We start from the raw sequence: 23,597 nt of genomic DNA, 5'->3' as shown, positions 1-23,597 counted from the left end.
GCAGAATTGCGGTAGAATTCCCCAACTCGACAGAAAGTCATAGATGCTGATCAAGTTTTTTGAGATTGCAAATTTCCGTAAGCTCCTATCGGTCCGAGTTGACCTTTCAGAAAAGCAGACCCTATTTGTAGGGGCGAACAACAGTGGGAAGAGCTCAGCGATGCTTGCGCTTAGACGTTTCCTTGTTCCTAAAAGATGCCCGTTCGAAATTCATGATTTGACCCTATGCCATTGGCCGGAAATTGATCGCATCGGTCAAACATGGATAGAGGCCGTTAAAGCCGAGAAAGCAACCGACCTGTCACTCGGTCAATGGCTACCATTTCTTCCAACGCTTGATCTCTGGCTTGATGTGGATTCAGGCGAGATGCACCATGTTCGAGACCTAATTCCGACACTAGATTGGGAAGGAGGTCTTCTAGGCGTGCGTCTTCGCTACGAACCAGTAAACGTTGAGGAGTTGTTCAAGGATTTCATTCGTGCGGCAAAGGACGCAGAGGAGCTTAAAGCAGCTGCCTCAAAGCAACACGATAAGAATGTGAAAGAAGCTGGCGCGGATCAACCGCGCCAGAAATTGACCCTGTGGCCGACGACACTGACCGACTACCTGAGAAAGCGATTGTCCCAACATTTTAAAGTTTGCGCGTACACGCTTGATCCAAACGAAGTGAAGTCACCAAAAAACGGGCAAGCTAGTCTACAAGCATTACCATCAACCTCACTTCCTCTCGAAGGTGATCCTCTTAGGGGCCTCTTGCGCATTCACGATATTCCAGCCCAACGAGGCTTTGGAGAGGAGCACCCCAACGAAGAAGACGAAGATGCGCCCGCCGGATCGCCTGGTAGCAGACTTTCAGACCAGCTTCGGAGTTACTACTCTAAGCATCTCGACCCTACCAAAGGGCCAGATGCAAACGATCTAGGCGCATTACAGGCAATAGAGGCCGCCCAAGATGCGTTCGACCACAAGTTAACAGAAAGCTTCGCCGCTGCATTCAATGAGGTTGAAGGAATGGGTTATCCGGGCGTAACCGACCCCAAACCCAAAGTTTCGACTCGTCTGAAAACGATTGATGGCCTCAACCATTCTTCAGCGGTGACGTTTGTTGTCGATGTATCGCCCACCAAGGGTGAGACAGCGGTTCCTTTGCTGCGCCTACCCGAAAACAACAACGGCTTAGGCTACCAGAACTTAATCTCAATGATTTTCCGCTTAATGAGTTTCAGGGATTCCTGGATGCGGGTCGGCAAGGCAGCCAGCAACGATAAGGTGATGCACTTTGAACCACTGCACCTTGTGCTAGTCGAAGAGCCCGAGGCGCATTTGCACGCGCAAGTTCAACAGGTTTTTATCAATAAGGCCTACGAAGTGCTCCGAGCTCATCCAGACTTAGGTTCTACCAAACTTCGCCGCACCCAGTTGGTCGTTAGCACGCATTCGAGTCATGTTGCCCATGAGGTATCGTTCGATTGCTTGCGGTATTTTCGCAGACTTCCGGCGGGAATGGCTAGTCGCATTCCTGTTTCGACAGTCATCAATCTGACTGAGGTCTTCGGTCCGAACCAAGCGACCGCGAACTTCGTTACGCGTTATCTGCGCGCCCAACACGCTGACCTCTTCTTTGCTGATGCCGCCATTTTGGTTGAGGGTCCGGCTGAGCGAATGCTTGTGCCAAATTTCATCCGCGCAAAATTTCCTGTGTTGAATAAATGCTATGTTACCCTGCTCGAAATTGGCGGTAGCCATGCCCATCGGCTTCGACCTCTGATAGAACATCTTGGCTTGCTGACTTTGATTATCACTGATCTTGATAGTCTATCGGCGAAACCGGTTGGCGCGGAGCAACCATGTCCCGCCAAAGGGCAAACCACCGACAACGTGACTCTACGCGATTGGGTGCCGAAGAGAACTGAAATCGATGATTTGTGGGCCGCGAAACCCTCTGAGCGTACGTTGGAAGGCGATGAAGACCCATTATTCGCAGTGCGCGCGGCGTATCAGCTTCCGGTAGAAGTAAAGATGCATGGGACACCCGATGATGATAAGGCATACCCATACACATTCGAAGATGCATTGGCATTTGAAAACCTCGATTTTTTCAGGGTACTAGAGGGGCATGGACTAGTCGCGAAATTTCGTCAGGCTATCGAAGACGGCGGAAGCGCCTCGGTTGTTGGAGCGAAATTCTTCCAAGACCTCAGGACAGGCAAGAAGGCTGAGTTTGCGTTGGATGTGCTGAATTCGGAAAAATTCGATACGCTCATTGTGCCCAACTACATCGCAGATGGGTTGACTTGGCTCGAAGGGCGCTTGCAGAAAAAGCAGGTTGAAATTCTGCCCCCGAAAGCTGAGGGGGCAGAATGATCGAGGCAACCTCAGACAATAACTACGACGCTTTAGCAGATCAGACTATTCGAGATTGCCTTGCGTTAGACAGCCCAAAGAGCTTTTTTCTTTATGCTGGGGCGGGTTCAGGGAAGACGCGTTCGTTGGTGACCGCGATCCGAGACTTGCTAGAAAAGCAAGGTCGTCAATTGGTGCTTACAGGACGAAAGGTTGCGATAATTACTTACACCAACGCGGCTTGCGACGAAATCAAGCAGCGGCTCGAATTTGACCCCCGTATAGATGTCTCTACAATCCATAGCTTCGCATGGTCCCTAATCAGTGGCTATGACAATGATATTCGAAAATGGCTTGATGCGCGATTGCTTGAGGACATTTCTGAACTCGAAGAGAAGCAAAAAAATGGGCGGGCGAGTAAAGCCTCGATTGAGCGCGCTCAGTCCATCGAAAGTAAATCGCGGCGAAGAGCTATGCTTGGGGATATCCAGCGTTTCATCTACAGCCCTGCAAGTGACAATAGGACCCGCGACGCGCTTAACCATGCTGAAGTAATTGCTATGACTGCCGATTTCTTGAGCCAAAAGTCCGGATTACGCCGCCAACTGGTGACTCGTTACCCAATCCTACTTATTGATGAAAGTCAGGATACGACAAAGCGCTTGATGGACGCTTTTCTGATAGTTCAGACGACCTTTTCCGAACAGTTTTGCCTAGGGCTTCTTGGCGATACGATGCAGCGGATCTACGCAGATGGAAAGGTAGGTCTGGCCGAGGCAATTCCTTCGACCTGGGAGCGTCCCCGTAAGGTCATGAATCATCGCTGCCCCAAACGTATCGTTACTTTGATCAACAAGATACGCGCTGACGACGACGCTCAGGAGCAAAAGGCGAGAAGCGATGCATCAGAAGGTTTCGTACGGTTGTTTCTAATTTCAGAGGCTATGACCGATAAAAACGAGATTGAGGCGAAAGCCGCAGCACGGATGGCTGAGCTGACTGGCGATCAAGCTTGGATCGGTGAACAAGCTGATGTAAAAACATTGGCGCTTGAGCACATGATGTCGGCACGACGGTTTGGTTTCGAACACTTTTTTGAACCGCTTTATGGCTATGAGCCAATGCGAACGGGTCTCCTCGATGGTTCAGGACGTGGCATAGGTTTCTTTACTCGCGAGTTTCTGCCTCTTGCGAAAGCACTAGAGTCAAAAGATCGTTTTGGGATTGCGTCGGTAATTCGTCGGACCTCTCCCTTGCTGGATCACCGACTGCTGGCTGATGCAGGCAACAATCAGAAGGAAACTCTTGAAGCAGCAAAGCTGGCTTGTGACGGTCTTCACGAGCTTCTGGCGGCCAAAATTCCACCGACGTTGAGGACGATCCTACGCTATGTCGCTGAAACGAATTTGTTCGAAGTTCCAGATGTTTTGCAACCATTCGTGCCCAAAAACGACGATGCTATCGAAGATGGCGAGGACGACACAAAGTCTGAACTGGGAGCATGGCGAACGGCACTGGACGCACCCTTTCACGAGATTGAAAAGTATGATCGCTATGTGCGTGGCGTCTCTCAGTTCGATACACACCAAGGCGTCAAAGGCCTTGAGTTTCCGAGGGTCATGGTCGTCATCAGTGATGCGGAAGCGCGTGGCTTCTTGTTCAACTACGGCAAACTCATGGGTACCAAAGAAAAGTCAAAAACCGATCTGGACAATGAAGTTGCTGGCAAGGATACAAGCATCGACCGCACCCGCCGTCTTTTTTATGTAACCTGTAGTCGGGCGGAAGAGAGCCTAGCCGTCATTTACTATTCAGATGATCCTAAAGCGGCGCGCACATCCATCCTCGAGCAAAACTGGTTTGCCGGGGATGAAATCGAAATTATGACCGCCTAGGTCGACATTTTGCGCCGTCCTGTTCCCTAAATTGCCTGTTCGATCACCTTTATCTCTTGCTCGTTCAGGTCGTAAAGTTTGTAGACGGAAGCATTTATTGCATCTTCTAGCCGCTGGATTTCATGGCCGCGCGCAGGACCGGCTTTTTCTTTCACAATCTCAGCGACGAGCACAGAGATTGTTAAGTCGTCTTCCTCAGAAATGGCGGCTGGGAGTGGGAAAGGGTTGATATAATTGGTCTTCATTCTCCTTGCGTCCCCCTGCAGGGTATCGCCCGTATGTTTTAAGAACCACCAAAAAACGGTTGAATTCAATATCGCAGAAAACGTCTCATAACTTACCCCTGCGTCTTCGTGCTTCACAAAGCTGTAGACTGTGGTCGAGTGATAGATATTCGAAAAATTCAATGCAACATTGGCATGACTTGAGCAAATTTCCATTGCAGTCAGCTTTGTCTGTTCAAACCTCGAGATATTATTTTCTCGCAGATACTGATAAATCTCCTTCGCTTTTCTTGCCTTTCCACCTTCTCTTGCTTCAAAAACCCCAGAATAATCAGCAACATATTTATAAGTTAGCGGGTAAGACGATTTAAGGGTGTCAATATCTACAAGTTCTGCACGACCCGACACTAGGTAGGGAAAGAAGACAAGCCGGTCGGTCTCTAATGTTTCGAAACGATGTACATCCCTGCCCATCAGGAATGGCCGAAAAAAATCCTTTTCAACCTCAATAACTTTGGGGGAAACTGGTGGCTTGTCGGCCTTGTTATCGGGGTTAACTTGGATTTTATAAGTTTCAGCAGTCTCCCCTAGCTTTTTGACTACATAAAGGGTGTCACGACTGGTTTGAATCCCTACAAAAACAGATAGAACTTCGTTGAGTGGCACTGAGGACGAGAAAATTTTCTTAAAACACTCAAAGCCAGTTGGATCGTCAAAGAAAATCCACTGATTTCCACCATATAGGCCTGAAGCAATTGCAACATCATCGTAGAAAAGATCAGAATATAGTGCTTCGTTTGCGAGTTCGTTCTCATGATCTTCGGAAAGACTGAATTTTTTGAACCTGAAAGTCTCCGCGGGTTCAGCATTGAACAACGCGATGCATGTGTACGTAAGCGCACTATCGAATACCTGATTGGCTCCGAAGTGCGTGATGTGCTTCATCGCACGGGTATTCATCAAATATTCACGCAAAGGCGCGCCGTTGGCAGAGTTGAAAAGCTTGTGCGGGAAGATGAAGATATTGTTGTTGCCTTTGGGTTTGGCCAGTCGAACAGCCAATTCAAAGAACAGGTTTGCGAGGTCATAGGCACCGTGCGCGGTTCGGTAATCGCGCTCATAGAACTCTCGCTGTGCAGGCTGGGTCGCTTCAATTTCCTGCACGCGCATATAAGGCGGATTTGCGATAATGATGTCAAAGCCGACATATTTCCCTTTTTCATCTAGCACTTCAGGGAACTCGAACCGCCACTCCAAGGCTGCAAGGAATGTCCTATTGTGCAGTAACTTCGAGCGTTTAGCTTCAAGATCAGCGATCTTCTTATGGATTTCGTCTATTTTGGCGTCTTGATCCGCTCGCTGTTCCTCTCCCAAAACGAACAAATCGGCCTGCGCCTCGTCTGCCTTAAGTTGAGCAATCGTTGCATCGAGTTCCTTTGTCAGGCGACCCATCGACTCTTCTTGAAACCGCGTTTTCGCCTTATCGATCTTCTCTTGCAGGTCGCGCTTTACCGCCTTGTCTTTGGTATTTTTGTAATCGCTCACGAGTTGCCGGTATTCAGTCACAGTCAGTTTTGCCTTGCTGAATGCATCCGAAAGGCTCTGGTCCAACTTGAAGCGAGACAGAAGTGAGTTGCCGCATTTGATGTTAATATCGATGTTCGGCAGCGTTTCGAGCTGAGCATCCTGGCCGTCCCTATAATAGGCGCTTTTAAGAAGTTCGATCCAAAGCCTAAGCTGGCAAATACGTACCGAATTCGCGTTGATATCCACACCAAACAAGCAGTTTTCGATCAGCTTTTGCTTCTCATGGAAAAGGGTCTGCTGCACCTGCTGAAGACGCTTTGGTACTTTGGCGCCGTGAACTTGGTAAGCGAACACCTCGTCGGTGTCCGCATTCACAACTATCAGTTCGTCGTTGTCCACATCGACAACGTAATCAGACAGGCGGTTGCCATCGGCGTCAGCTAGAATTCCCAATCGGGATTTTAGGGCGATCAATTCATTCAGACACGAAACAAGGAAGTGACCGGAACCGACTGCAGGATCGCAAATCTTCAGATTATCTATCACTGCGTTTTGACGCAGCGTTGCTGACTTTGATCGATCATCTGAGATGTTGTTGCGAAGGTCCTCCATGTCTGTGAGCGTCCAGCTTGGGTTTTTCTTTTGAAAGGCTTCAAGAACAGTTTTCTCGATCACCTTCCGCGCCATGTACATCGTAACGTAGCCTGGCGTGAAAATTGCGCCTTCCTTGTATCCGTTAATCTTTTCAAAGATCAGCCCCAGCACAGCGGCATTGATAATGGTCTTACTTTCCTCCTGCACATCCCCGCCGCCAATAGTTCCGAAGTCATACGCATCAAGAAAATCAAATATGTAGGAAAGGGTGGCTTTTTTGCCTGAGGACCGTTGACCCGATGCATTGCGAAATACGGTACGGCTGAAGAGCGAAATGTCCAAACCGTTAGTGAGTGCTTTGATACTGAAGCTCTTTTCCAGTTTAGTTTGTTCAAAAAGAGAGCTGTTGAGATACGGAATTTTTTCGTACTTAGCCTGTATAAGCGGTTGGCGCTCAGAAGGTGCATATGCAAGAACCTTGAAGAACAGGTCAGATAAATCACCAAAGTCGGAGACCATAGACGTCGATAGAAACTTGTAGCCTGAATCCTGACCGTGAAACTTGAAAATCTGGGCTTCGAGCAATTTCAAAAAGAGCAGTCGGTTGATCCATGTTAGGCACAACTCCAAAGCGATATTGAATTCTCGATCGTCGTTCGAAGAACCGTAGGTCTGGATCATTATCGGATCATTGAAATCGTCTTCGTCCCGAATTTGGCCGATTGCGTTCTCTAGCAATGAGCCAGGGTTCCGTTTGGTTTTTTCAAGGCGGCCAATTACGCGCTTGGCTCCGTCCTTTCGCTCTTCTAGCCCGATTAGGTGAAGTAACTCATCGTAGAAGGCTTTGTTCAGGCTGTTACTGTCGTTCGAAAGCTCTTTGGCTAACAGACCATGGGGACTGAGCAGCTTGAAAAGTTTAACGAACTCCTTGTCGTCCGCGCCATCCTTAAGTTTTGCTTTATAACGCCTCAAGTCGATGTGGACGACCTTGAGCTCGGCCTCACTTGCAGCAACATATTTCGCGGCAATCTCTTTATAAAAGAATTCGGTGGTGCTGTCTGATTTCTTACCTGCGGTCCAAGCTTCGAAATCCCTACGCAATGCCTTGTCTTGATAAAATGTTCTCTCAAAATCAGATGCTTCGAAGACAAACATCTCGAATTCTGTGCAAATCACAACGTGACGAATGTCCGTATTGCCTGCGTGCCGTTCGCGAAAAAAGTATAGTATTAGTTCGTGCAACGCCTTACGATTGATATCATCTTGACGGATCATATCGGCTTTGTTGATTTCGCGCTTAGCCTCAAACAAGACTGCAGACGAGGTTCCTTTCCCGCCAGTCCGAATGACGAAGTCGATGTCCCCAAATTGCTCAATTGTATGTGCCGGCTGGTACGTGGGCTTGAGCAATCCCATCAAATGGGTCTTGAGGTTTTCTTCGGTTTCTTTGCTGTCAATGTGATCCAGATAGCCCTCTAGATCTCGCGCAAATTGCTCTACCTCAGCCCTAGCTGGTCGGTATGCCTTCAACGCCGGGGAAAGTTTTTCCGAAATGGTTTGTTTTATTAGCTTCATACTAATGCCCCAACTCTTGTTTCTCTACGCTTACGCCGATCATTTGGGGCGACGTCTGAAATTGGACGTACGTTTTCAATCATCAATAGCGAAAGCACTCACAGGTTGCATCATGCAAATTCGATATTGCGCGAAGCGCGCGACGCCGCAGCAATACGACGGGCAAAATAAACCTCGACAGTAGCAGCCAGCGCAAAGGCGGGCGTCGTCAGAACAAGGGCAATTGCGGACAAGGCAAGCAGCACGTTCAATAGATCAAGCGTGCCAGATGTCGAAAAGAGCATGAGCTTGGCATAGCAAGGCAGATAGATCGCCGCTGCGATGACAAAGAGGTTGAACACCGGATTGGTGAAACGGCCAACGTCGTGCTGCACCCTTTCCAGAATGACCAGCTTTTGCCGCTCCATATGCGGAATGTTAGAAAACTTCATAGTCTACTCCCTCAGCAATTCGATCCACGTGTGAACGGCTTCCATTTGAATTTCTTTTCCGTCGGTCAGGGACCGATACCAACGCGCAACAATCGCCCCACGTTTTTCGCTTTTGATCTTAATACCTTGGTCCGTCAGAAATCGGTCAAGTGAGGTTTCAAACTCTTCCAGAGCATCGATGTCATGTTCGATCCTCGCCGATTTAGTCCCGAGAAGGATCCAGTTGACGTCTGAATCGAATTTTTCGTGCAGCGTAACCAGAGCTTCGATTGGCAGGCCGCGATCACCCTTTTCATAGCTGTGATAAGCACGGAGCGAGACCCCGATCTCCTTGGCCATCTCGGTCTGAGACAAACCGGTTTCGTTGCGGGTAATGGCTAACCGCGCCCCGATCCCAGTGAAAAAATCTGCCACTTCCCGGCCCATCAAAACTTTCCAATTGACTTTAGTGTCAAAAATAGCAAATTTGCACGAAATGACACTTTATTGCTTCTTTCGTATCTGACCACGCAAAATGGCTCGAAACAAGCGATTCTGACAACTTCAAGCGCTGGAGGTACATTTGGAACAGGAACGTCTTCTTTCACCCAAGCAACTTGGCAACATCGTAGGGCTGAGTGCTGCGCAAATTCGCGCACTTATGAACGACGGTAGACTGGAGTTCGTAGAGATATCTTCAAAGACAAAGATGCTGACTATGACCGGCTGGGAGCGGTTTCAACGCAAAGCCACAAGGATCAAGATGTCCGAGAACACGGGGCACGAATTGCCCTCAAATGCTAACTGATCGGGGAAATAGCCAATGGCCATGACCAATCTCAATATCAGCGTGATCGACAAACGCATGATGAAGCAATCTGAGGCCGCGAGCTACACGGGTTTGCCAGTGAAGTACTTCAAGGCAGCGTGTCCGGTGCGTCCGGTTGAACTCAAACAGGGCACTCTGCTTTGGGATCGAAAGGACATCGATCTATGGATCGACGGTGTAAAATCAGGCGCGGTGACTGAAACGCGGGATGATATCCTGGGCCGCCTCTGATGACCCAAGTGCGCGTGAAAGGGTTCAAAATCTTCAAGGACCGGCATGGAAAGACGCGTTGCTACCACCGCGCGACTGGCCACAAGATCGACGTTGAGAAGTCTCCAGTCGGATCCGCAGAGTTCTTCGCCGAATGCGAAACGATCCGAGCCATTGCCGAGGCGCAAAAGACGAAGGCACCGAAAGCTGGCACGCTTGGCGGACTCGTTCAGACTTATTTCGAAACGGAGCATTTTCAGAACCTCGCAGAGACAACGCGCGGCGACTATCGAAAATGTGCTGATTTTCTTGAGCCAATCAAAGGCACCCCCGTCCATGTGATCGACACACCCTTGGTCTCGGGCATCCACGACAAGGCCGCTAAGAAGATTGGTTGGCGACGCGCCAACATGGTGCGCACGCTGTTGAGCGAAGTCTTCCGCTACAACATCCCCAAAGGCTTGATCGCCGCCAACTACGCCAAGGACGTCATCCCCAAACGCCGCCCGCGAGATCGCGCCTATGCCAACCGGCCTTGGAGCATCGAAGAGCGGGATATCGTCCTTCCACGAGCTAAACCGCATGTGCGCGTAGCCCTTGCTTTGATGATGAACACTGGCCTCGATCCTTCGGACGCGCTGAATCTTCGCAAAGACCAACTTGACGGTGACACCATCTGGGGCGTGCGCGGTAAGACCGGCGAAGAGGTCGCTATCCCGATCAGCCCCACTTTGCAGGCGGCGTTAGACCTGTTCCCAGAACATGAGGCCGAAACGGTCCTTGCAAGTTCACGCGGCGAAGCATGGACTTACAACGGTTTTTCAACGGTTTGGCATCGTTTCAAGATCAAACTGGAGGAAGAAGGGCTGATCGCAACTGGCCTGACACTCAAAGGCTTGAGGCACACGGTAGCAACCACCCTGCGCGAAGCTGGCCTTGACGAACGCCGAATTGCGGACCTTCTCGGACAGAAAACACCTTCCATGGCGCGACACTATTCCCGTTCGGCAAACCTCGCCGAAAAGAACCGCGAAACCATGGCGACACTGGAAAAAGAAAACGAAAGACGCGCGAAGATTGTCAAACCTTCGCCGAAAAGCGTCAAACCTGACCAAAGTGAGGATTAAGCATGAGTGGTAAACTCAATAATATCAAAGAGTTAAATGGTGCCCAGGGGCGGAATCGAACCACCGACACGAGGATTTTCAATCCCTACAGCCAAAACTTTTCCAAGAATGAGCATTCCACATATCTCATCGTTCAAAGGAAGCTGTACGAACTTTTTATAAGTAAATATATATACTTATCTATTTTTAAAGCCCTTTTCTCGTCTTTTAATGCTGGTGGACATAGGAATTATGTGGATAAGTATCGACCCCTTGTTGCGTCCCCACTGCGTCCCCAGTTTACTAGGCCGGGAATTGAGGAGACGGTATTTTGGCCAAGTTCGAGCTGACGGATTCATTTATTAAGAAGCATCTTCCGCCGAAGCGGATGGATATCGTCGATGCGCGTGAGCCTGGTCTGACGCTTCGGATGACGCCGACTGGCCGCAAGACCTTTTCTGTCCGCGTCCGCTCGCGTGATGGAGTGGAGCAACGGATCACAATTGGTGCGTATCCAGAGGTTACCCTGAAGGAGGCCCGTAGACGTGCAGCTCAGAAGCGCGCTCAGGTCAGAGACGCGATGGGCAATCTGAATCAAGCGCGGCAGGCAGCAACCGCGGCCCGGAGCGAGGCCCCTACCCTTCAAGAGTTGATGGATGAATACAAAGACCTCAAGTCTGACAATCTGAAGATTTGGAAGAAAACTAAAAGAGGCGGCAGATCGGAAGCTGAGCGGCGCATCCAAGCTGTCTTCGCAAAGCTGCTTGATCGTCGCGTAATCGATATCACTCCAGACGAACTGGCGGAGGTTGTGCTGAAATACAAGCCAATCTCTGGTAAAAGTAGCGCCAACGGACAGACGCAAAAAGCGCGCCTCTATCTGATGCCCATCATGGACTGGGCCGCGGGCCGCGGAAGGTTTCGGGCATCTGGCAACAAACGGCTTCCAACTTTAAATGTGGCAGACCTGCGCGACACGATTGACCCTGCCAGCGACGCCCCACGATCCGCGGCATTCGCGATCGCGTCTTGGATCAGAATGAAATGGCGGCGATCTTGCCCCTGCTGAAGTATCCTGCGCCACGCGTCTTGAACATGAAGATGCACCCCGCGGTCGATGTCCGACCGATTGCGATCAAGTTCATCTTGATCACCGCTGCCCGCCTGAACGAGGTGGTCCCGATGCAATGGAAGCACATCGATTTCGAAAAGGACGAGTGGTTTAAGCCGACAGTCAAGACGCCGCGCGGGCAACCAAGATCGCAGCTTCTTCCACTATCCACCGCCGCTGTTGAACTACTCAAGACCCTGCCAAATTATGAACGACGGGTGCCGGATGATCTGGTTTTCCCTTCCACCAAAAATACCCCACTCCAAAATTGGGGACGGATTGCCAAGGCTATCTACCGCGAGAGCGGCACCTCCGGGTGGAACCGACACGACCTGCGAAGGACCTCTTCATCGGTTATGCAGCTCATCGGCGTCGACCTGGGGACGATCGATCGCATCCTCGCGCACCGCATCGATCACGGACGGGAGGGAACGAGTCGAGCACTGGAGTCGTATTTGTCGAACCTTTGGATCGCGGAGTATGCAGATCCCCAGAAGGTGGCGCTTGATCGACTAGCAGAGGTATACGGAAGCATAGAAAAACTCCTTCAGTCGGAGACTGGCTGAGGAGGAAAACTTTGCCACACATCGCTCGGTCACCATCTTGCTAATCTATGTTTCCGGTTTAGAGCTCAAGTATCGCAAGGCGCTAAAGATTAGCTATGGTACTGCGCTGCGCGCCTCCGAGATTTCAATCTAAACGTCAGGCGTATCGACAGTGACCGAATGCTGATCCATTTTGATGACGGCACGCTTTTACAGGCCTCCAGAGGATGATTCGCCTCGTTAGACGATCGAGAGGCACCCTGAAATGCGCATGCGACTTCAAGCCAAGCAGGACCCCTGCGTGATGCTACTTCGGTCGATCCCGGGTGTCGGGCCCGTGACTGCGTCAGCAATTGTCGCAACGGCGGGGGATGCCAGCCAGTTCAAGAACGGTCGCGAATTTGCAGCCTGGTTGGGTCTAACCCCACTCAACCGATCAAGTGGCGGAAAGGAAAGGCTGGGCCGTATCTCAAAGATGGGGGACCGATATATCAGACGGCTGCTGGTCATTGGTATGACTTCGCGATTGAGGCAGATGAAGACACATCCGGAACGCGTGGACCCGTGGGCGCGGGCCTTACTTGAACGCAAACCAACACGTCTTGCCACTGTGGCAATGGCAAACAAAACTGCTCGGATCATTTGGGCAGTCCTGACCAAGAACGAACATTACAGACCACGCACTACTTAAACTGAGGAGAACAGAAAACACGAGACAGCAAGACCATTGAAATGATGGAGCACAGTCAGCCCGTCAGCCAAGACACCCCGTCGAATGTCAGGGACATCTATTGTCCGAGAAGCGGTTTGGGACTTGGTTTGCGGAAACCATCAGGGCCAGCGGCCGCGTGCGCCGCGCAAACAGGCCGGACACACGTCTGCTTCTGACCAGTGCCAAAATCAGTTTCAAAATTGTCTTGCTTTGCAGCAGCTATCCACACAGGTCATTCTCTTAACGTTTGAAGGCTCACACGAAATCTTCTTTTTGCGGGCAAACTTTTTTCACCGTAAAGTGGCCCAATGATCCAAGACATGTTGACCATACCTCGACCGATCCTGTGGACCTTTCGACGCTGCCCTTATGCAATACGGGCGCGGATGGCGGTGTTGAGCGCGGGTCTGGAGGTAGAACTGCGCGAGATCAAATTGAAAGATAAGCCACTGGCGTTTCTTAGGGCCTCACCCTCGGCCACGGTGCCCAGTTTGCAAGCGGCTGATCTGATCTTTGATGAGAGTCTCGACATCATGCTATGGGCGCTTGGGAAAAGTGATCCGCATGGGCTGCTGAAAATGCCTGATATCGGCGAAACCCTGATTGCCCAGAACGATGGGCCCTTCAAAGCCGCGCTTGATCATACAAAATACGCAGTCCGCTTTCCTGATCTGGATCCGCAATCCGAACGGGCGCAAGCGTCGGATTTCATTCAGTCTCTTAATACACGGCTGGCGAAGTATCTTTTTTTGACGGGCGACAGGCCCACACTCGCCGACATTGCGATCTTTCCGTTTGTGAGGCAGTTCGCCCATATCGACCGTGCCTGGTTTGACGCGCAGCCTTGGCCCAATGTGATCCTTTGGCTGGACGGTTTCCTTCAGAGTGCCGATTTTCAGAAGGCCATGACGAAAGTCACTGTTTGGGAAGACGGCACGCGTCCCTATCTTTTTGGCCGCGCATCTGAATAGGTCTGGTAATGGCAGGAAAATCCCTCAACAAGAAGAACTTGGCAGCCTTGGGCGCAGAAGTTCTGGCCGAGCTTCTTATGGATGCTGTCAAAGGCGATGCGGCCCGGCAGCGGCGGGTGCGGATGGCATTGTCCCCAGAGCAAAGCCCGAAAGAGGCCGCCGCTGACATCCGCAAGCGGTTGGCTCAAATCCGGCGCGCCAAAAGCTGGATCTCCGCGCGAGCGCAGCGCACATTGGCCAAAGAACTAAATGGTTTGATTGACGTCATTTTGAACCGCGTCGCATCTGAAGACGTGGGTCTCGGCTTTGATCTGCTCTGGTCGCTGTTGCAGCTGGCCCCCGACATCCATGCCCGCACCGACGACAGCAATGGCACGATCGGGGGCGTCATGGATGCTGCGATGGACGCGATCCGAACCCTCGCCCCAGGTCTTGATCGCGACGCTGAGCCGCTTGCGGATCAGGTGTTTGAGGCTCTCCAAGACAACGGTTATGGTGAATTTGACGGCGTTATCCCTGCCTTGTCCGAGGCATTGGGCGATCAGGGTTTGACCGCGCTTAGGGTGCGTGCGGAAACTGCAATGGATGCGCCCGTCACCTTGGACGACACCGAGTATTTCGGGATCCTTATGAGCGCCGAACGCCGCCTTGAAATGGCAAAAGACAGGCACGACAGAACGCTCAGGATGATCCTATCCGACATTGCCGATGCTCAGGGCGATGTGGATGCGTGGCTGTCGCAGTATAGCGCCCAGCAACTGACGTATCACACGATTGCACCGGATGCAGCGCGGCGGCTCTTGAAAGCGGGCCGGCCCGAAGAGGCTTTGCGGATCATGGAAACCTGCATCGCCTCTGAGGGGGGCAAAGACCGCGCCTTTGACACGCCCGAGGTCGACAGCGCCCATTTCGCCTGCCTCGAAGCCTTGGGCGAAGAGGACAACCTGCGCAGCGCCACGTGGACCCGGTTTGAAACGAGGCTTTGCGCGGAGACCCTGCGCCGCTATCTCTCACGCCTGCCCGATTTCGACGATGATGAGGCGCTGCTAAATGCCCGCACCCATGTGCGCACCCATCCCGACCTGCTCCAGGGGCTCATCTTCTGTGTGAGTTGGCCCGATGCAGGGCTTGCCGCTGACTTGATACTGTCCCGTCACGCAGAGCTGGATGGCAATACCTATGAACTCCTTACCCCGACATCCGAGTTGCTCAAGGCCGAACATCCCGTGGCCGCCACACTAGTTTGGCGGTCGATGATCACCTTTGCCCTTCAAAACAACCGCGCCAAACGCTACCGCCATGCCGTCCGTCACCTCGCCTCCTGCGCTCAGGCCGATATGGCAATCACGGATTGCGGCGTCTTTCAAAGCCACGAGGCCTTTGTCAACGACCTACGCCGCACGCACCCACGCAAACACGCATTCTGGGACAAGGTCGATCACTAGGGTCGTATCTAAAAGGCGCATGAAGTAGTGGCATCCGGCCCTGAGCGGACCTTGGCCGCACCGACGAAATTCTGCGATGCGGTCCGTCAAAGCTGCCTTTGGTGCATTGCGCAGCATTTCCGAAACACGAGCGGCAACTGTGCGGGTGAGGATTCAACGGGTGGTCGCAAAACTTTATTCTTTTGATAAAGATGGAGTGTAGAGACATAAAATATCGCACGCCGACGTTCTATACCGATAAGCAGAAATCCGAGATCTGAGATCGCTGGCAGCGCGGAGAGTCGCTGAGCGCGATTGGTCGCAGGTGGAAATGTTAGAAAGTCACAGGAATAAGCTTAAACTGTTGTAGTAGTGCGCCTTGTTTATTTGCAAATGACGAGAGCAGTTTTTTTCATGACTATTGTCCCAACGCTGCACACTTGGTAGCTAATCTGGTGCCGGATTTTGTTACCGCGCGTCGCTGTTGGCCGAACGTTCAATTCTGAGAAGAGTCTAAACAAGGCGCCGCCGAACCCGTGTCTGTTAGATTGCTCGGGCTGCCATCGCCCCTTCCGCAATCGCGATATGAACCTGACGTGGTGCGACGCAATCACCGATGATGTGGTGCGTCAGGCCGCTTGCCTCGATGGCCGCTTGCAGGGTGGTTTCGACCACGCCGCCGCGCCAGTCGACGACGATATCCACATCTTCGATACGGGTTTCATCGCCGGTATGTACGGACCGTAGCGTAACGGTGCGGCCATCGATGGTATGGATCTCCTGCGAGGGATACAGCTCGGCACCGCCCGCGAGAAACCGTTTGTAGATCGGTGCGCGCACCGTGGGGGTGACAAGCTCTCCAATCGCGTATTCGGCGGTGACCAGTGTGATGCGGTTCTGATCGAGCAACGCGTCAGCCGCAGAAAGGGCGGTACGCCCCCCGCCTTCGTCATTGATAAGGATGTGTTGCCCGGTGGGGCCGTCGGCGATGGCTTGCCATGGATCTATAACTTGGATCGCATTGGGGCCGGTCGCGGTGGGTAGCGGCGCAGAAGCAACGGCGCCGGTCGCAAGGATCAAGGCGTCGGCGTTCAGTGCGGCGACATCTTCCGGGGCAAGGCGCTGGCCGGTGTGAACCCGGACCTGAAGTTGGGACAGTTGAGTGCGATACCAATTTAGGGTCTTTTGAAATTCGCGCGTCATTGGGGCCTGCGCCCAGAGTGCAAGTTGACCACCGAGTTCATCCGATGCCTCAAAAAGGGTTACCCGGTGGCCACGTTCGGCAGCAACGCGGGCAGCTTCCAGCCCGGCGGGGCCACCCCCGATGACTGTGACGTTTTTTGGCGTATTTGTTGGAAGGGCCTCGCCCCATGCGGCATCGCGTCCGGTCATTGGATTGTGGATGCAACGGATTGGTTTTGCGGCCATCGCCTGCGCGATGCAGAGATTGGCCCCGACACAGGGGCGGATGTCCTGTGGGCGCCCCTCGATCAGTTTGCGCACGAGGTCGGGGTCGGAAATCTGCGCGCGGGTCATGCCTACCATATCGGCATCTCCCCGTTCGATGATGGCGTTGGCCATCGCCGGATCGGTAATCCGCCCGGCGGTGAAGACAGGCAGGGCCACGCGAGATTTGATACCAGCGGCCAGTGGCACGAACAGGCCATGCGGCGCGGGAGTCGGCGGCCAGTGGTCCATACGCCCGCCCCGATCGTAATTCGTGCCGACGATGATATTAAGATAGTCGACCTTCCCGGTCTGGGCGATCAGTGCCGCAATTTCCTGAAGGTCTGACTGGGTGAGCCCGCCCTCGACCCGTTCATCGCCGGGCAGGCGCACGCCGAGGATGCGGTCGGGGCCTATGCCTGATCGCACGGCATCTATGGTGCGCAATAAGAAACGCATACGATTTTCCAACGACCCTCCGTAATCGTCACTGCGGATATTGGAATAGGGTGAAAGAAACGCGGCGGGCAGATACCCGAAGGCGGATAGCAGTTCGACCCCGTCGAGACCGCCCTTGCGCACGCGGGCAGAGGCGGTGCCGTGAGCTTCGACCAGCTCGTCAATTTCGCTAATGGTCATCTGTTTCGGCATCTCGCGCGAAAGGCGGGACATAATCGGGGATGGGGCAAGCAATGGACGCCCCGCACCGGTGTCGGCGACATTGGCCCCGGCATGACCGATCTGTACTAGAAAGCGCCCCTCATGGTGGTGAACCGCGCCGGCCAGCCGTTGGTAGCCGTCGATGCAGCTGTCATCACTGGCATTCAGGCCGCGGCCCGCGCCAACCGCGCCAGTGCGATGTACGGCGGTCGAACCGCTAACCTGCATGGCCGCCCCGCCGCGTGCCTTGGCCCTTTGATAAGCAATATAAGCGTCGTTGACTTTGCCGTCAGCTTCGAGCCCCGGCACATGGGCGGTAACCAGCACCCGGTTGCGCAGGGTGAAGGGGCCAACTTCGATTGGAGAGAGAAGGTGCTTGTACTGCTCAGTCATCGCGGCCTCCGGGCTGATGCACCATCATTGCGCAGGGGACGCGGTTATGTCCATACCGGGCGCTACACGAGACGTGCGCACTCAAAACCGGGCATTCGCGGCACCGAAGAGAACCGGAAATGTGGGCTCAATGCTGACATGCTCCGCCCCGCAGCATCTTCGCTGGAACCCGGTCAGTGCGTCGTCATTCACGGCCCTTAGCGGACCTTGGTGCATTGCGCCGCTAACGACAGCAAGAGCCCAGAGTGCCGACACTCACTTGCAACGTGAATGTCGGCTTCTGGCTTAGGAGTATGCACCGTTAGAGTATGTCAGTTCATAGCTGTGACTGTAGAGTTCAAAGACGATCCCAAAGGGGTCTTCGACGTAAACCATGCGATACGGTTTCTCGTCGGGAAAATATTCGCGAACGGGCATGCGTTGCTTGCCGCCAGCCGCGACGATTTTTGCCAGTAGGTCCTCAAGGTTCGGATCCTGAATAGCAAAGTGAAACGTGCCGTGTTGCCTGAAGTTAAGGTTATCATCCGGTGCCTCGTGGCCTTCAAATTCGAACAGTTCAAACCCGATACGATCAGCCGTTGCTAAATGCGCGATGCGCATGCGCCCCCAACCTTTGCCAAAAACGTCCGAGCACATCTGGCCAATGTCGCTGTCGTCTTCGATAATGACCGTAGGTTCCATGATCACATAGAAGCCCAGAACATCGCCGTAGAATTTGATCGCCTTGTCCAAGTCTGGAACAGACAATCCGATATGGGAGAATGAGCGGGGTGTCGGTTGCATAGTGTCTCCTTTCAAGAATGGTGAAAGAGAATTAGATGGACTGCCCCCGTATTCAAAATTATCATTTTGTATGATTTTCATAAACTTTTGGGGCAGTCATGCTAAACGCCACGTGGTTGGATACCTTTACGACGTTGTGCGACGTCGGACATTTTACACGGACGGCGGAGCTGTTGGGGATGACCCAACCTGGTGTTTCGCAGCATCTGCACAAACTGGCGTCCCAAGTCGGAAAGCCGTTGATATTAAAGGATGGAAAGTCCTTCACCCTCACCCCCGCTGGGGAAGCCGTTCTGGCCATCGGCCTTGCGCGACGTCAGCAAGAGCGCGAACTGCAAGACACCATCAATTTTGATGATCCAGACGTAGGCGACATCAGCATTGGGTGTTCCGGCAGCTTTGCCATGTGGCTCTATCCGTATATTCTTGATCGGATGCATCACGCACCAGAGCTTGTGATCAGTGTTACGGCTGCTCCACATATGAGCATTGTAACATCCGTGCTTGATGGAGGGTTTGATTTGGGTGTCGTCGCTGAACCAATCAACCACCCCCGATTGGACGCAAACAAATTGGCCCGTGAAGAGTTGTGTTTGGTTGTTCCGCGATCCCTCGCAGGACAAGACTTTGACCTCCCCCTCCTAAACGAGCTTGGTTTTGTCGCGCATCCAGACGGGTCTGCATATGCGGATGACCTGTTTTCGCTGAACTTCCCGAAGGATTACAAAGGGGCTGACCGCTTAAGGGTAAGGACCTTCATCAATCAGATTGGCCAAATCCCCATTCCAGTAGCTCAAGGGCTGGGATACACAATATTGCCTAAATCCGGCGTGGATGCCTTTGTTGAAAAGCAGGAGTTGGCGATCATTCAACTTCCGAAACGACGATACCGTGATCTTTGGATGATTGCCCGCAAGGGGCGGAGCGAAATCGCGCGTGTCGCTGCTTTGAGTGACTTCATTAGCCGTGCGGCAACTGCTTTGAGGTAACGTTTCTTGATCTAACAGACCAAATGGATATGGCGGCAACAGATAGATGACTTTCAAATGAGTATAATGAACGGCAGGTTTGTCCCGCACTACGGGTATTTGGGTGCCCCCGGCGGAGGTCCGGTTTGAGCTGATTGTATTGAAAACTCACTTGCCCGCCCAAACTGACCGGATCACAAGAACATCTTCCCGGGAAAGCTGCTTCCTACAAACATTTTTTGCTAAAGATTCAATCACGAGAACGGTGTTCCAGATTTCCACAGCGATTTTCTTGTGGCGGAGTTTTTCAACAGAATCAGCCCTCTTTGACCAATGCTGCGTCGCGCAGGAATGTCAGCTTACCTGCTAGGCAATGACGTTGAATTTTTCTGTATGGGTCCTTCTGCGGTTGTTGCATTCATATTGCGAACAGCACAAAACGCGCAAGACCGCAGCGATGCGCTGGATGGTGTTCTTGTTCGCTGAGCAGAGATGAAAAGGGTGACAAGTCGTTGCTGCAAACGAAGGTTCTAAAAATCCTAGCTGGATCAACTACCGCGCGATCCGCCATCACTAACCGACAGTGTTTGGGCGAAATGCACAGATATCCGATCATCTGCGTTTTCCTTTTGGCTAAGTCGTGCGGCTTTAGCGCTGGGTCGTTTCGTAGTTAGCACTTTTCCACGTCGAGGCTTCGATGCGTGGCAAGGGGGCCAAGCCGAGAATGGCATCGCTCAGTTTTTCTGCCAACATAATCGTCGGCGCGTTGGTGTTGCCGTTGGTCACAAATGGCATGATCGACGCATCAACCACCCGTAGTCCGGAAAACCCGTGAACCTGCCCGCTAGCATCCACCACGGCATGTTTATCTGTACTTGGCCCCATGCGTGCCGTGCAGGACAGGTGCCATTGGCTGGTCGTGTGGGAGTTCAGCTTGGCATCCAGATCGTCATCTGATTGCGCATCAGCGCCCGGGAAAATCTCACTGCCTTTAAGATTAGTGAAGGCGGGTTGTTCAACCAGCTCACGCACCAGTCGAATTCCTTTGCGCAACAAGGCGCGATCGCGTTTGTCCTGCAAGTAATTCACAAAAATGCGCGGTGCATCGGCGGGATCGTTGGACCGTAATTCAATTTTTCCGCGACTGTGCGCGCGCATCAATCCGACATGGATTTGAAACGCATGTTCCTGCAATGGTGCCCAGGTCTCATCGTCGACAGCAATTGGTGAAATGCATATTTGCAGGTCCGGATATTCCACGCCGGGGCCAGATCGCACGCAAGCCACAGCGTCGAAATGGTTAGACCCACAGATGCCTCCGCGGGTCAGCAACCACTGAACTCCGGCCGCAAGTTTGGAAAATTGTTTCGTCTTTGGCCAAAGAGATACAGGTTGCAAGCACTTGTATTTCATAACAAAATCGGGATGATCGTGAAGATTTTGGCCGACACCGGGTAGGTCAGCTTTGACCTCGATGCCCAAAGATTGCAAATGATCTGCAGGGCCAATACCGGACAGCATCAAAAGGTGCGGCGAACCTACAGCCCCTGCGCTCAGGATCACCTCTTTTTGTGCTGACGCGATGACCGTTTGCCCTTTACCATTCTTATAGATGACACCAGTCGCACGGCGCCCTTTTAGGGTAAGCCGCTGGACCAGCGCTTTGGTGACAATGGCTAGGTTTGGGCGGGCGCGTACCGGATCAAGATAGCCACGCGCAGCACTCCAACGTTCGCCCTTAAAGATTGTGCTGTCAAACGCGCCGAAACCTTCTTGGCCAAATCCGCTGATGTCACCCGTGGTTGCATATCCGGCCTCTTTGCCCGCCTTGATAAACGCCAAAGACAATGGGTCTTTGGGCTCGGCGCGTTCAACGTGCAACGGTCCTTCACTGCCGCGGAAGTCGTCTGCGCCGCCGCTATAGGTTTCCATGCGCTTAAAGTAGGGCAAGACATCGGCGTAGCCCCAACCTTCGCAGCCAGACTGACGCCAGCCTTCATAATCCAGTGCATTGCCACGGATAAACACCATCCCATTGATGGAGGACGATCCGCCAAGGGTCCGACCGCGGTCGTGCTGAATTTGGCGCCCGTTCAATTCGGGCTCGGATTCTCCCTGAAAGGCCCAATTGTGTTTGGTACTTTTGAGGTTCGACAGCACTGCCGCCGGAATTTTCAACGTGAGCGCGTTGTTTTCCGGGCCGGCCTCCAGCAATAGAACCCGTTTTGCGGGATCACTGGTCAGGCGGTTTGCCAGAACGCAGCCAGCTGAGCCACCGCCAACGATGATGTAGTCATATTCCATCTTTCCTGTGTGGACTCAATACTGCCAAGTGTCGATGATTGGCCCGCGCCCTGCCTGCCGAGGTTCAGCATTGGTGAGCTAACAACGAACTTGGCCTTCTTGTCTCAGGCGAAATCAATCGTTTTGGGAGGCAATGTTTGCATCCAGTCAGTTGCCCGTTTCCCAAAAGCCTCCATTATGTTGCGAGCGCTAAGGTCCGCTCGGTCCGCATCTTTCCAGTTCGTGCGCCGTGCAGAGAATGGCTATGATGCCCCCATCCGGCCACTCGCAACCAACGCGGCGATGGTTCTCCAAGAGCCCTTAATGACTGATGCTGCGCTTTATACGAATGGCTGCTTTGACGTATCACGACAAAAGAATTACGAGGCCTCATGTCCAAAGCGCAAACTTCACCACTCGCCCAACCGCTGACACTGCCATGCGGCGCTACGCTAAAGAACCGGATCGCGAAGTCCGCAATGTCGGACTCTCTTGGCGACGGCGCAGGAAACCCAACACATGATCAGGTCAGGCTTTACGAACGGTGGGCCAAAGGCGGTCTGGCGTTGTCAATCGTCGGCGAGGTTCAAGCTACTTCCCATTTCGCAGAGAAGCCCGGCAACCTCATTTTGAATGGCCACTCAGATCGTAACTTGTTCAAGTGCCTCGCAAAAGTAGGTGCAACCGACAATGCGCATCTATGGCTCCAACTTGGACACGCGGGCGCAATGGCGGACGCCCCGATTAGCACACCAAAAGGGCCGAGCGCACTTGACTTGCCCGGTCTGACCTGTGGCGCGTTGTCTTTGGATGAGATATGCGGGCTGCCCATCGAATTTGCCCGCACCGCCAGCCTTGCAAAGGAGCTTGGTTTCGGGGGAGTACAGGTACATGCGGCGCATGGATTTCTGTTAAGTCAGTTTTTGTCGCCTTTGTTCAACCAAAGAGAAGATGCCTATGGTGGTTCTCTGCAAAACCGGATGCGGCTGCTTCTCGAAGTGATCAATGCAGTGCGAAATGCTGTTGGTCCTGAGTTTCCGGTCGGTATCAAGCTGAACGCCACTGATCAGCTTGAGGGCGGTTTCGCTGAAGACGAGGCACTTGAGGTCATTGCCGCAGTTGACCAAATGGCAATCGACCTCATCGACATCAGTGGCGGCACATACTTCCCCGGTGCAGCATCCTCGTCCGATCGGGCAGGCTCTGGCCCCTATTTCTTGGAATTTGCAGGTCGCGCCCGCCAAAAGACAAAGATAACTTTGATGGTCACTGGCGGGTTCAAAACGCTCGCTCAAGCCGAAAGTGCTATTGTCGAGGGCAAAGCCGATCTCATCGGGTTGGCTCGTGCGCTGGTGGTCGATCCGGAACTTCCGTCATTTTGGCTGTCTGGTCAGCGCAGCGAACCACAGTTTCCACGTTTCATAAACCCGCCAGAAGGCGGTGTGACCGCGTGGTACACGATGCAGATCACTCAAAATGCAAAAGAGGATGCTGCGCTCGCGTCCAACGAACTGGAAGCAGTTATTGCAGAATATGAGGGCCGAGATGAAGCGAGGCGACGAATTTGGAACTCAAGGCTTAGCTGAC

At 52.7% G+C, this 23,597-nt stretch carries 16 protein-coding genes and 1 pseudogene; 11 read left to right on the top strand and 6 right to left on the bottom strand.

The genetic code is table 11. The features are described from left to right. The first annotated feature begins 43 nt into the window (after positions 1-43). Complete coding sequence (locus MK6180000_RS02485) at positions 44-2,365, top strand: AAA family ATPase (protein WP_138933291.1); 2,322 nt, start codon at positions 44-46, stop codon at positions 2,363-2,365. After that, the gene (locus MK6180000_RS02480) at positions 2,362-4,239 is read left to right on the top strand and encodes a UvrD-helicase domain-containing protein (protein WP_138933290.1); all 1,878 of its coding nucleotides are present in this window, start codon (positions 2,362-2,364) and stop codon (positions 4,237-4,239) included. Before MK6180000_RS02485 ends, MK6180000_RS02480 begins: the two co-directional genes overlap by 4 nt. Positions 4,240-4,265: 26 nt before the next feature. Here the strand turns inward: MK6180000_RS02480 and MK6180000_RS02475 are convergent, their stop codons facing one another. The 3 genes from MK6180000_RS02475 to MK6180000_RS02465 all read right to left on the bottom strand — a co-directional run bounded on the left by MK6180000_RS02475 (position 4,266) and on the right by MK6180000_RS02465 (position 9,016). Beyond that, positions 4,266-8,159, bottom strand: a complete 3,894-nt coding sequence (locus MK6180000_RS02475; protein ID WP_138933289.1) for a type IIG restriction enzyme/methyltransferase — start codon at positions 8,157-8,159, stop codon at positions 4,266-4,268. 110 nt (positions 8,160-8,269) lie between these two features. Beyond that, entirely contained in the window at positions 8,270-8,590 is a 321-nt protein-coding gene (locus MK6180000_RS02470; RefSeq protein WP_138933288.1) for a hypothetical protein, read from the bottom strand. A gap of 3 nt (positions 8,591-8,593) precedes the next feature. Beyond that, entirely contained in the window at positions 8,594-9,016 is a 423-nt protein-coding gene (locus MK6180000_RS02465) for a helix-turn-helix domain-containing protein (protein ID WP_138933287.1), read from the bottom strand. A gap of 376 nt (positions 9,017-9,392) precedes the next feature. Here MK6180000_RS02465 and MK6180000_RS02460 point away from each other — a divergent pair, with 376 nt between their 5' ends. From MK6180000_RS02460 to MK6180000_RS02430, 7 genes and pseudogenes are all read left to right on the top strand, one after another. Further along, positions 9,393-9,629, top strand: a complete 237-nt coding sequence (locus MK6180000_RS02460) for a hypothetical protein (protein WP_138933286.1) — start codon at positions 9,393-9,395, stop codon at positions 9,627-9,629. A gap of 317 nt (positions 9,630-9,946) precedes the next feature. Continuing rightward, positions 9,947-10,735 carry a tyrosine-type recombinase/integrase gene (locus MK6180000_RS02455; RefSeq protein ID WP_171054505.1) on the top strand — a complete coding sequence of 263 codons (789 nt, stop codon included), beginning with the start codon at positions 9,947-9,949 and terminating at the stop codon, positions 10,733-10,735. Between the two features lie 310 nt (positions 10,736-11,045). Continuing rightward, positions 11,046-11,783: an Arm DNA-binding domain-containing protein gene (locus MK6180000_RS02450; protein WP_138933284.1), complete on the top strand. Its 738-nt coding sequence runs from the start codon at positions 11,046-11,048 to the stop codon at positions 11,781-11,783. Beyond that, positions 11,771-12,391 carry a tyrosine-type recombinase/integrase gene (locus MK6180000_RS02445; RefSeq protein ID WP_212751864.1) on the top strand — a complete coding sequence of 207 codons (621 nt, stop codon included), beginning with the start codon at positions 11,771-11,773 and terminating at the stop codon, positions 12,389-12,391. The genes MK6180000_RS02450 and MK6180000_RS02445 overlap by 13 nt, the downstream gene beginning before the upstream one ends. Before the next feature lie 295 nt (positions 12,392-12,686). Further along, a pseudogene (locus MK6180000_RS02440) lies at positions 12,687-13,061 on the top strand (IS110 family RNA-guided transposase); the annotation flags it as partial. A gap of 341 nt (positions 13,062-13,402) precedes the next feature. After that, positions 13,403-14,053, top strand: coding sequence for a glutathione S-transferase (locus tag MK6180000_RS02435; RefSeq protein ID WP_246040401.1), 651 nt, complete (start codon positions 13,403-13,405; stop codon positions 14,051-14,053). An 8-nt stretch (positions 14,054-14,061) separates the two neighbouring features. After that, positions 14,062-15,498 (top strand): DUF6880 family protein, encoded by a 1,437-nt coding sequence (locus MK6180000_RS02430; RefSeq protein ID WP_138933281.1) that lies wholly within the window; start codon positions 14,062-14,064, stop codon positions 15,496-15,498. A gap of 522 nt (positions 15,499-16,020) precedes the next feature. On the opposite strand, the gene MK6180000_RS02425 is transcribed toward MK6180000_RS02430, so the two are convergent. Together MK6180000_RS02425 and MK6180000_RS02420 are read right to left on the bottom strand one after the other, a co-directional pair. Then, on the bottom strand, positions 16,021-17,976 hold the full coding sequence (locus MK6180000_RS02425) for an oxidoreductase (protein ID WP_138933280.1): 1,956 nt from the start codon (positions 17,974-17,976) through the stop codon (positions 16,021-16,023). A gap of 285 nt (positions 17,977-18,261) precedes the next feature. Beyond that, a complete protein-coding gene (locus tag MK6180000_RS02420) occupies positions 18,262-18,759 on the bottom strand; it encodes a lactoylglutathione lyase family protein (RefSeq protein WP_138933279.1) in 498 nt (165 codons plus the stop codon). A gap of 98 nt (positions 18,760-18,857) precedes the next feature. Here MK6180000_RS02420 and MK6180000_RS02415 point away from each other — a divergent pair, with 98 nt between their 5' ends. Beyond that, entirely contained in the window at positions 18,858-19,748 is an 891-nt protein-coding gene (locus tag MK6180000_RS02415) for a LysR family transcriptional regulator (RefSeq protein ID WP_138933278.1), read from the top strand. A 627-nt stretch (positions 19,749-20,375) separates the two neighbouring features. Here the strand turns inward: MK6180000_RS02415 and MK6180000_RS02410 are convergent. Beyond that, on the bottom strand, positions 20,376-22,031 hold the full coding sequence (locus tag MK6180000_RS02410) for a choline dehydrogenase (RefSeq protein ID WP_138933277.1): 1,656 nt from the start codon (positions 22,029-22,031) through the stop codon (positions 20,376-20,378). A 371-nt stretch (positions 22,032-22,402) separates the two neighbouring features. On the opposite strand from MK6180000_RS02410, the gene MK6180000_RS02405 reads away from it, so the two are divergent. Beyond that, positions 22,403-23,596 (top strand): NADH:flavin oxidoreductase/NADH oxidase family protein, encoded by a 1,194-nt coding sequence (locus MK6180000_RS02405; protein ID WP_138933276.1) that lies wholly within the window; start codon positions 22,403-22,405, stop codon positions 23,594-23,596. Position 23,597: the final 1 nt, after the last annotated feature.

This window comes from Roseovarius arcticus (genome assembly GCF_006125015.1).
Classification (GTDB): domain Bacteria; phylum Pseudomonadota; class Alphaproteobacteria; order Rhodobacterales; family Rhodobacteraceae; genus Roseovarius; species Roseovarius arcticus.
Note: the sequence above shows the minus strand (reverse complement) of the source record. Positions and strands in the feature narration are given on the sequence as shown.

Excerpts from the sequence above, each read along its gene's own strand:
- MK6180000_RS02435 (WP_246040401.1), top strand. The coding sequence starts at position 13,403 with ATGTTGACCATACCTCGACCGATCCTGTGGACCTTTCGACGCTGCCCT.
- MK6180000_RS02405 (WP_138933276.1), top strand. The coding sequence starts at position 22,403 with ATGTCCAAAGCGCAAACTTCACCACTCGCCCAACCGCTGACACTGCCA.
- MK6180000_RS02420 (WP_138933279.1), bottom strand. The coding sequence starts at position 18,759 with ATGCAACCGACACCCCGCTCATTCTCCCATATCGGATTGTCTGTTCCA.
- MK6180000_RS02460 (WP_138933286.1), top strand. The coding sequence starts at position 9,393 with ATGGCCATGACCAATCTCAATATCAGCGTGATCGACAAACGCATGATG.
- MK6180000_RS02465 (WP_138933287.1), bottom strand. The coding sequence starts at position 9,016 with ATGGGCCGGGAAGTGGCAGATTTTTTCACTGGGATCGGGGCGCGGTTA.
- MK6180000_RS02410 (WP_138933277.1), bottom strand. The coding sequence starts at position 22,031 with ATGGAATATGACTACATCATCGTTGGCGGTGGCTCAGCTGGCTGCGTT.
- MK6180000_RS02485 (WP_138933291.1), top strand. The coding sequence starts at position 44 with ATGCTGATCAAGTTTTTTGAGATTGCAAATTTCCGTAAGCTCCTATCG.
- MK6180000_RS02415 (WP_138933278.1), top strand. The coding sequence starts at position 18,858 with ATGCTAAACGCCACGTGGTTGGATACCTTTACGACGTTGTGCGACGTC.
- MK6180000_RS02425 (WP_138933280.1), bottom strand. The coding sequence starts at position 17,976 with ATGACTGAGCAGTACAAGCACCTTCTCTCTCCAATCGAAGTTGGCCCC.
- MK6180000_RS02470 (WP_138933288.1), bottom strand. The coding sequence starts at position 8,590 with ATGAAGTTTTCTAACATTCCGCATATGGAGCGGCAAAAGCTGGTCATT.
- MK6180000_RS02480 (WP_138933290.1), top strand. The coding sequence starts at position 2,362 with ATGATCGAGGCAACCTCAGACAATAACTACGACGCTTTAGCAGATCAG.
- MK6180000_RS02430 (WP_138933281.1), top strand. The coding sequence starts at position 14,062 with ATGGCAGGAAAATCCCTCAACAAGAAGAACTTGGCAGCCTTGGGCGCA.
- MK6180000_RS02475 (WP_138933289.1), bottom strand. The coding sequence starts at position 8,159 with ATGAAGCTAATAAAACAAACCATTTCGGAAAAACTTTCCCCGGCGTTG.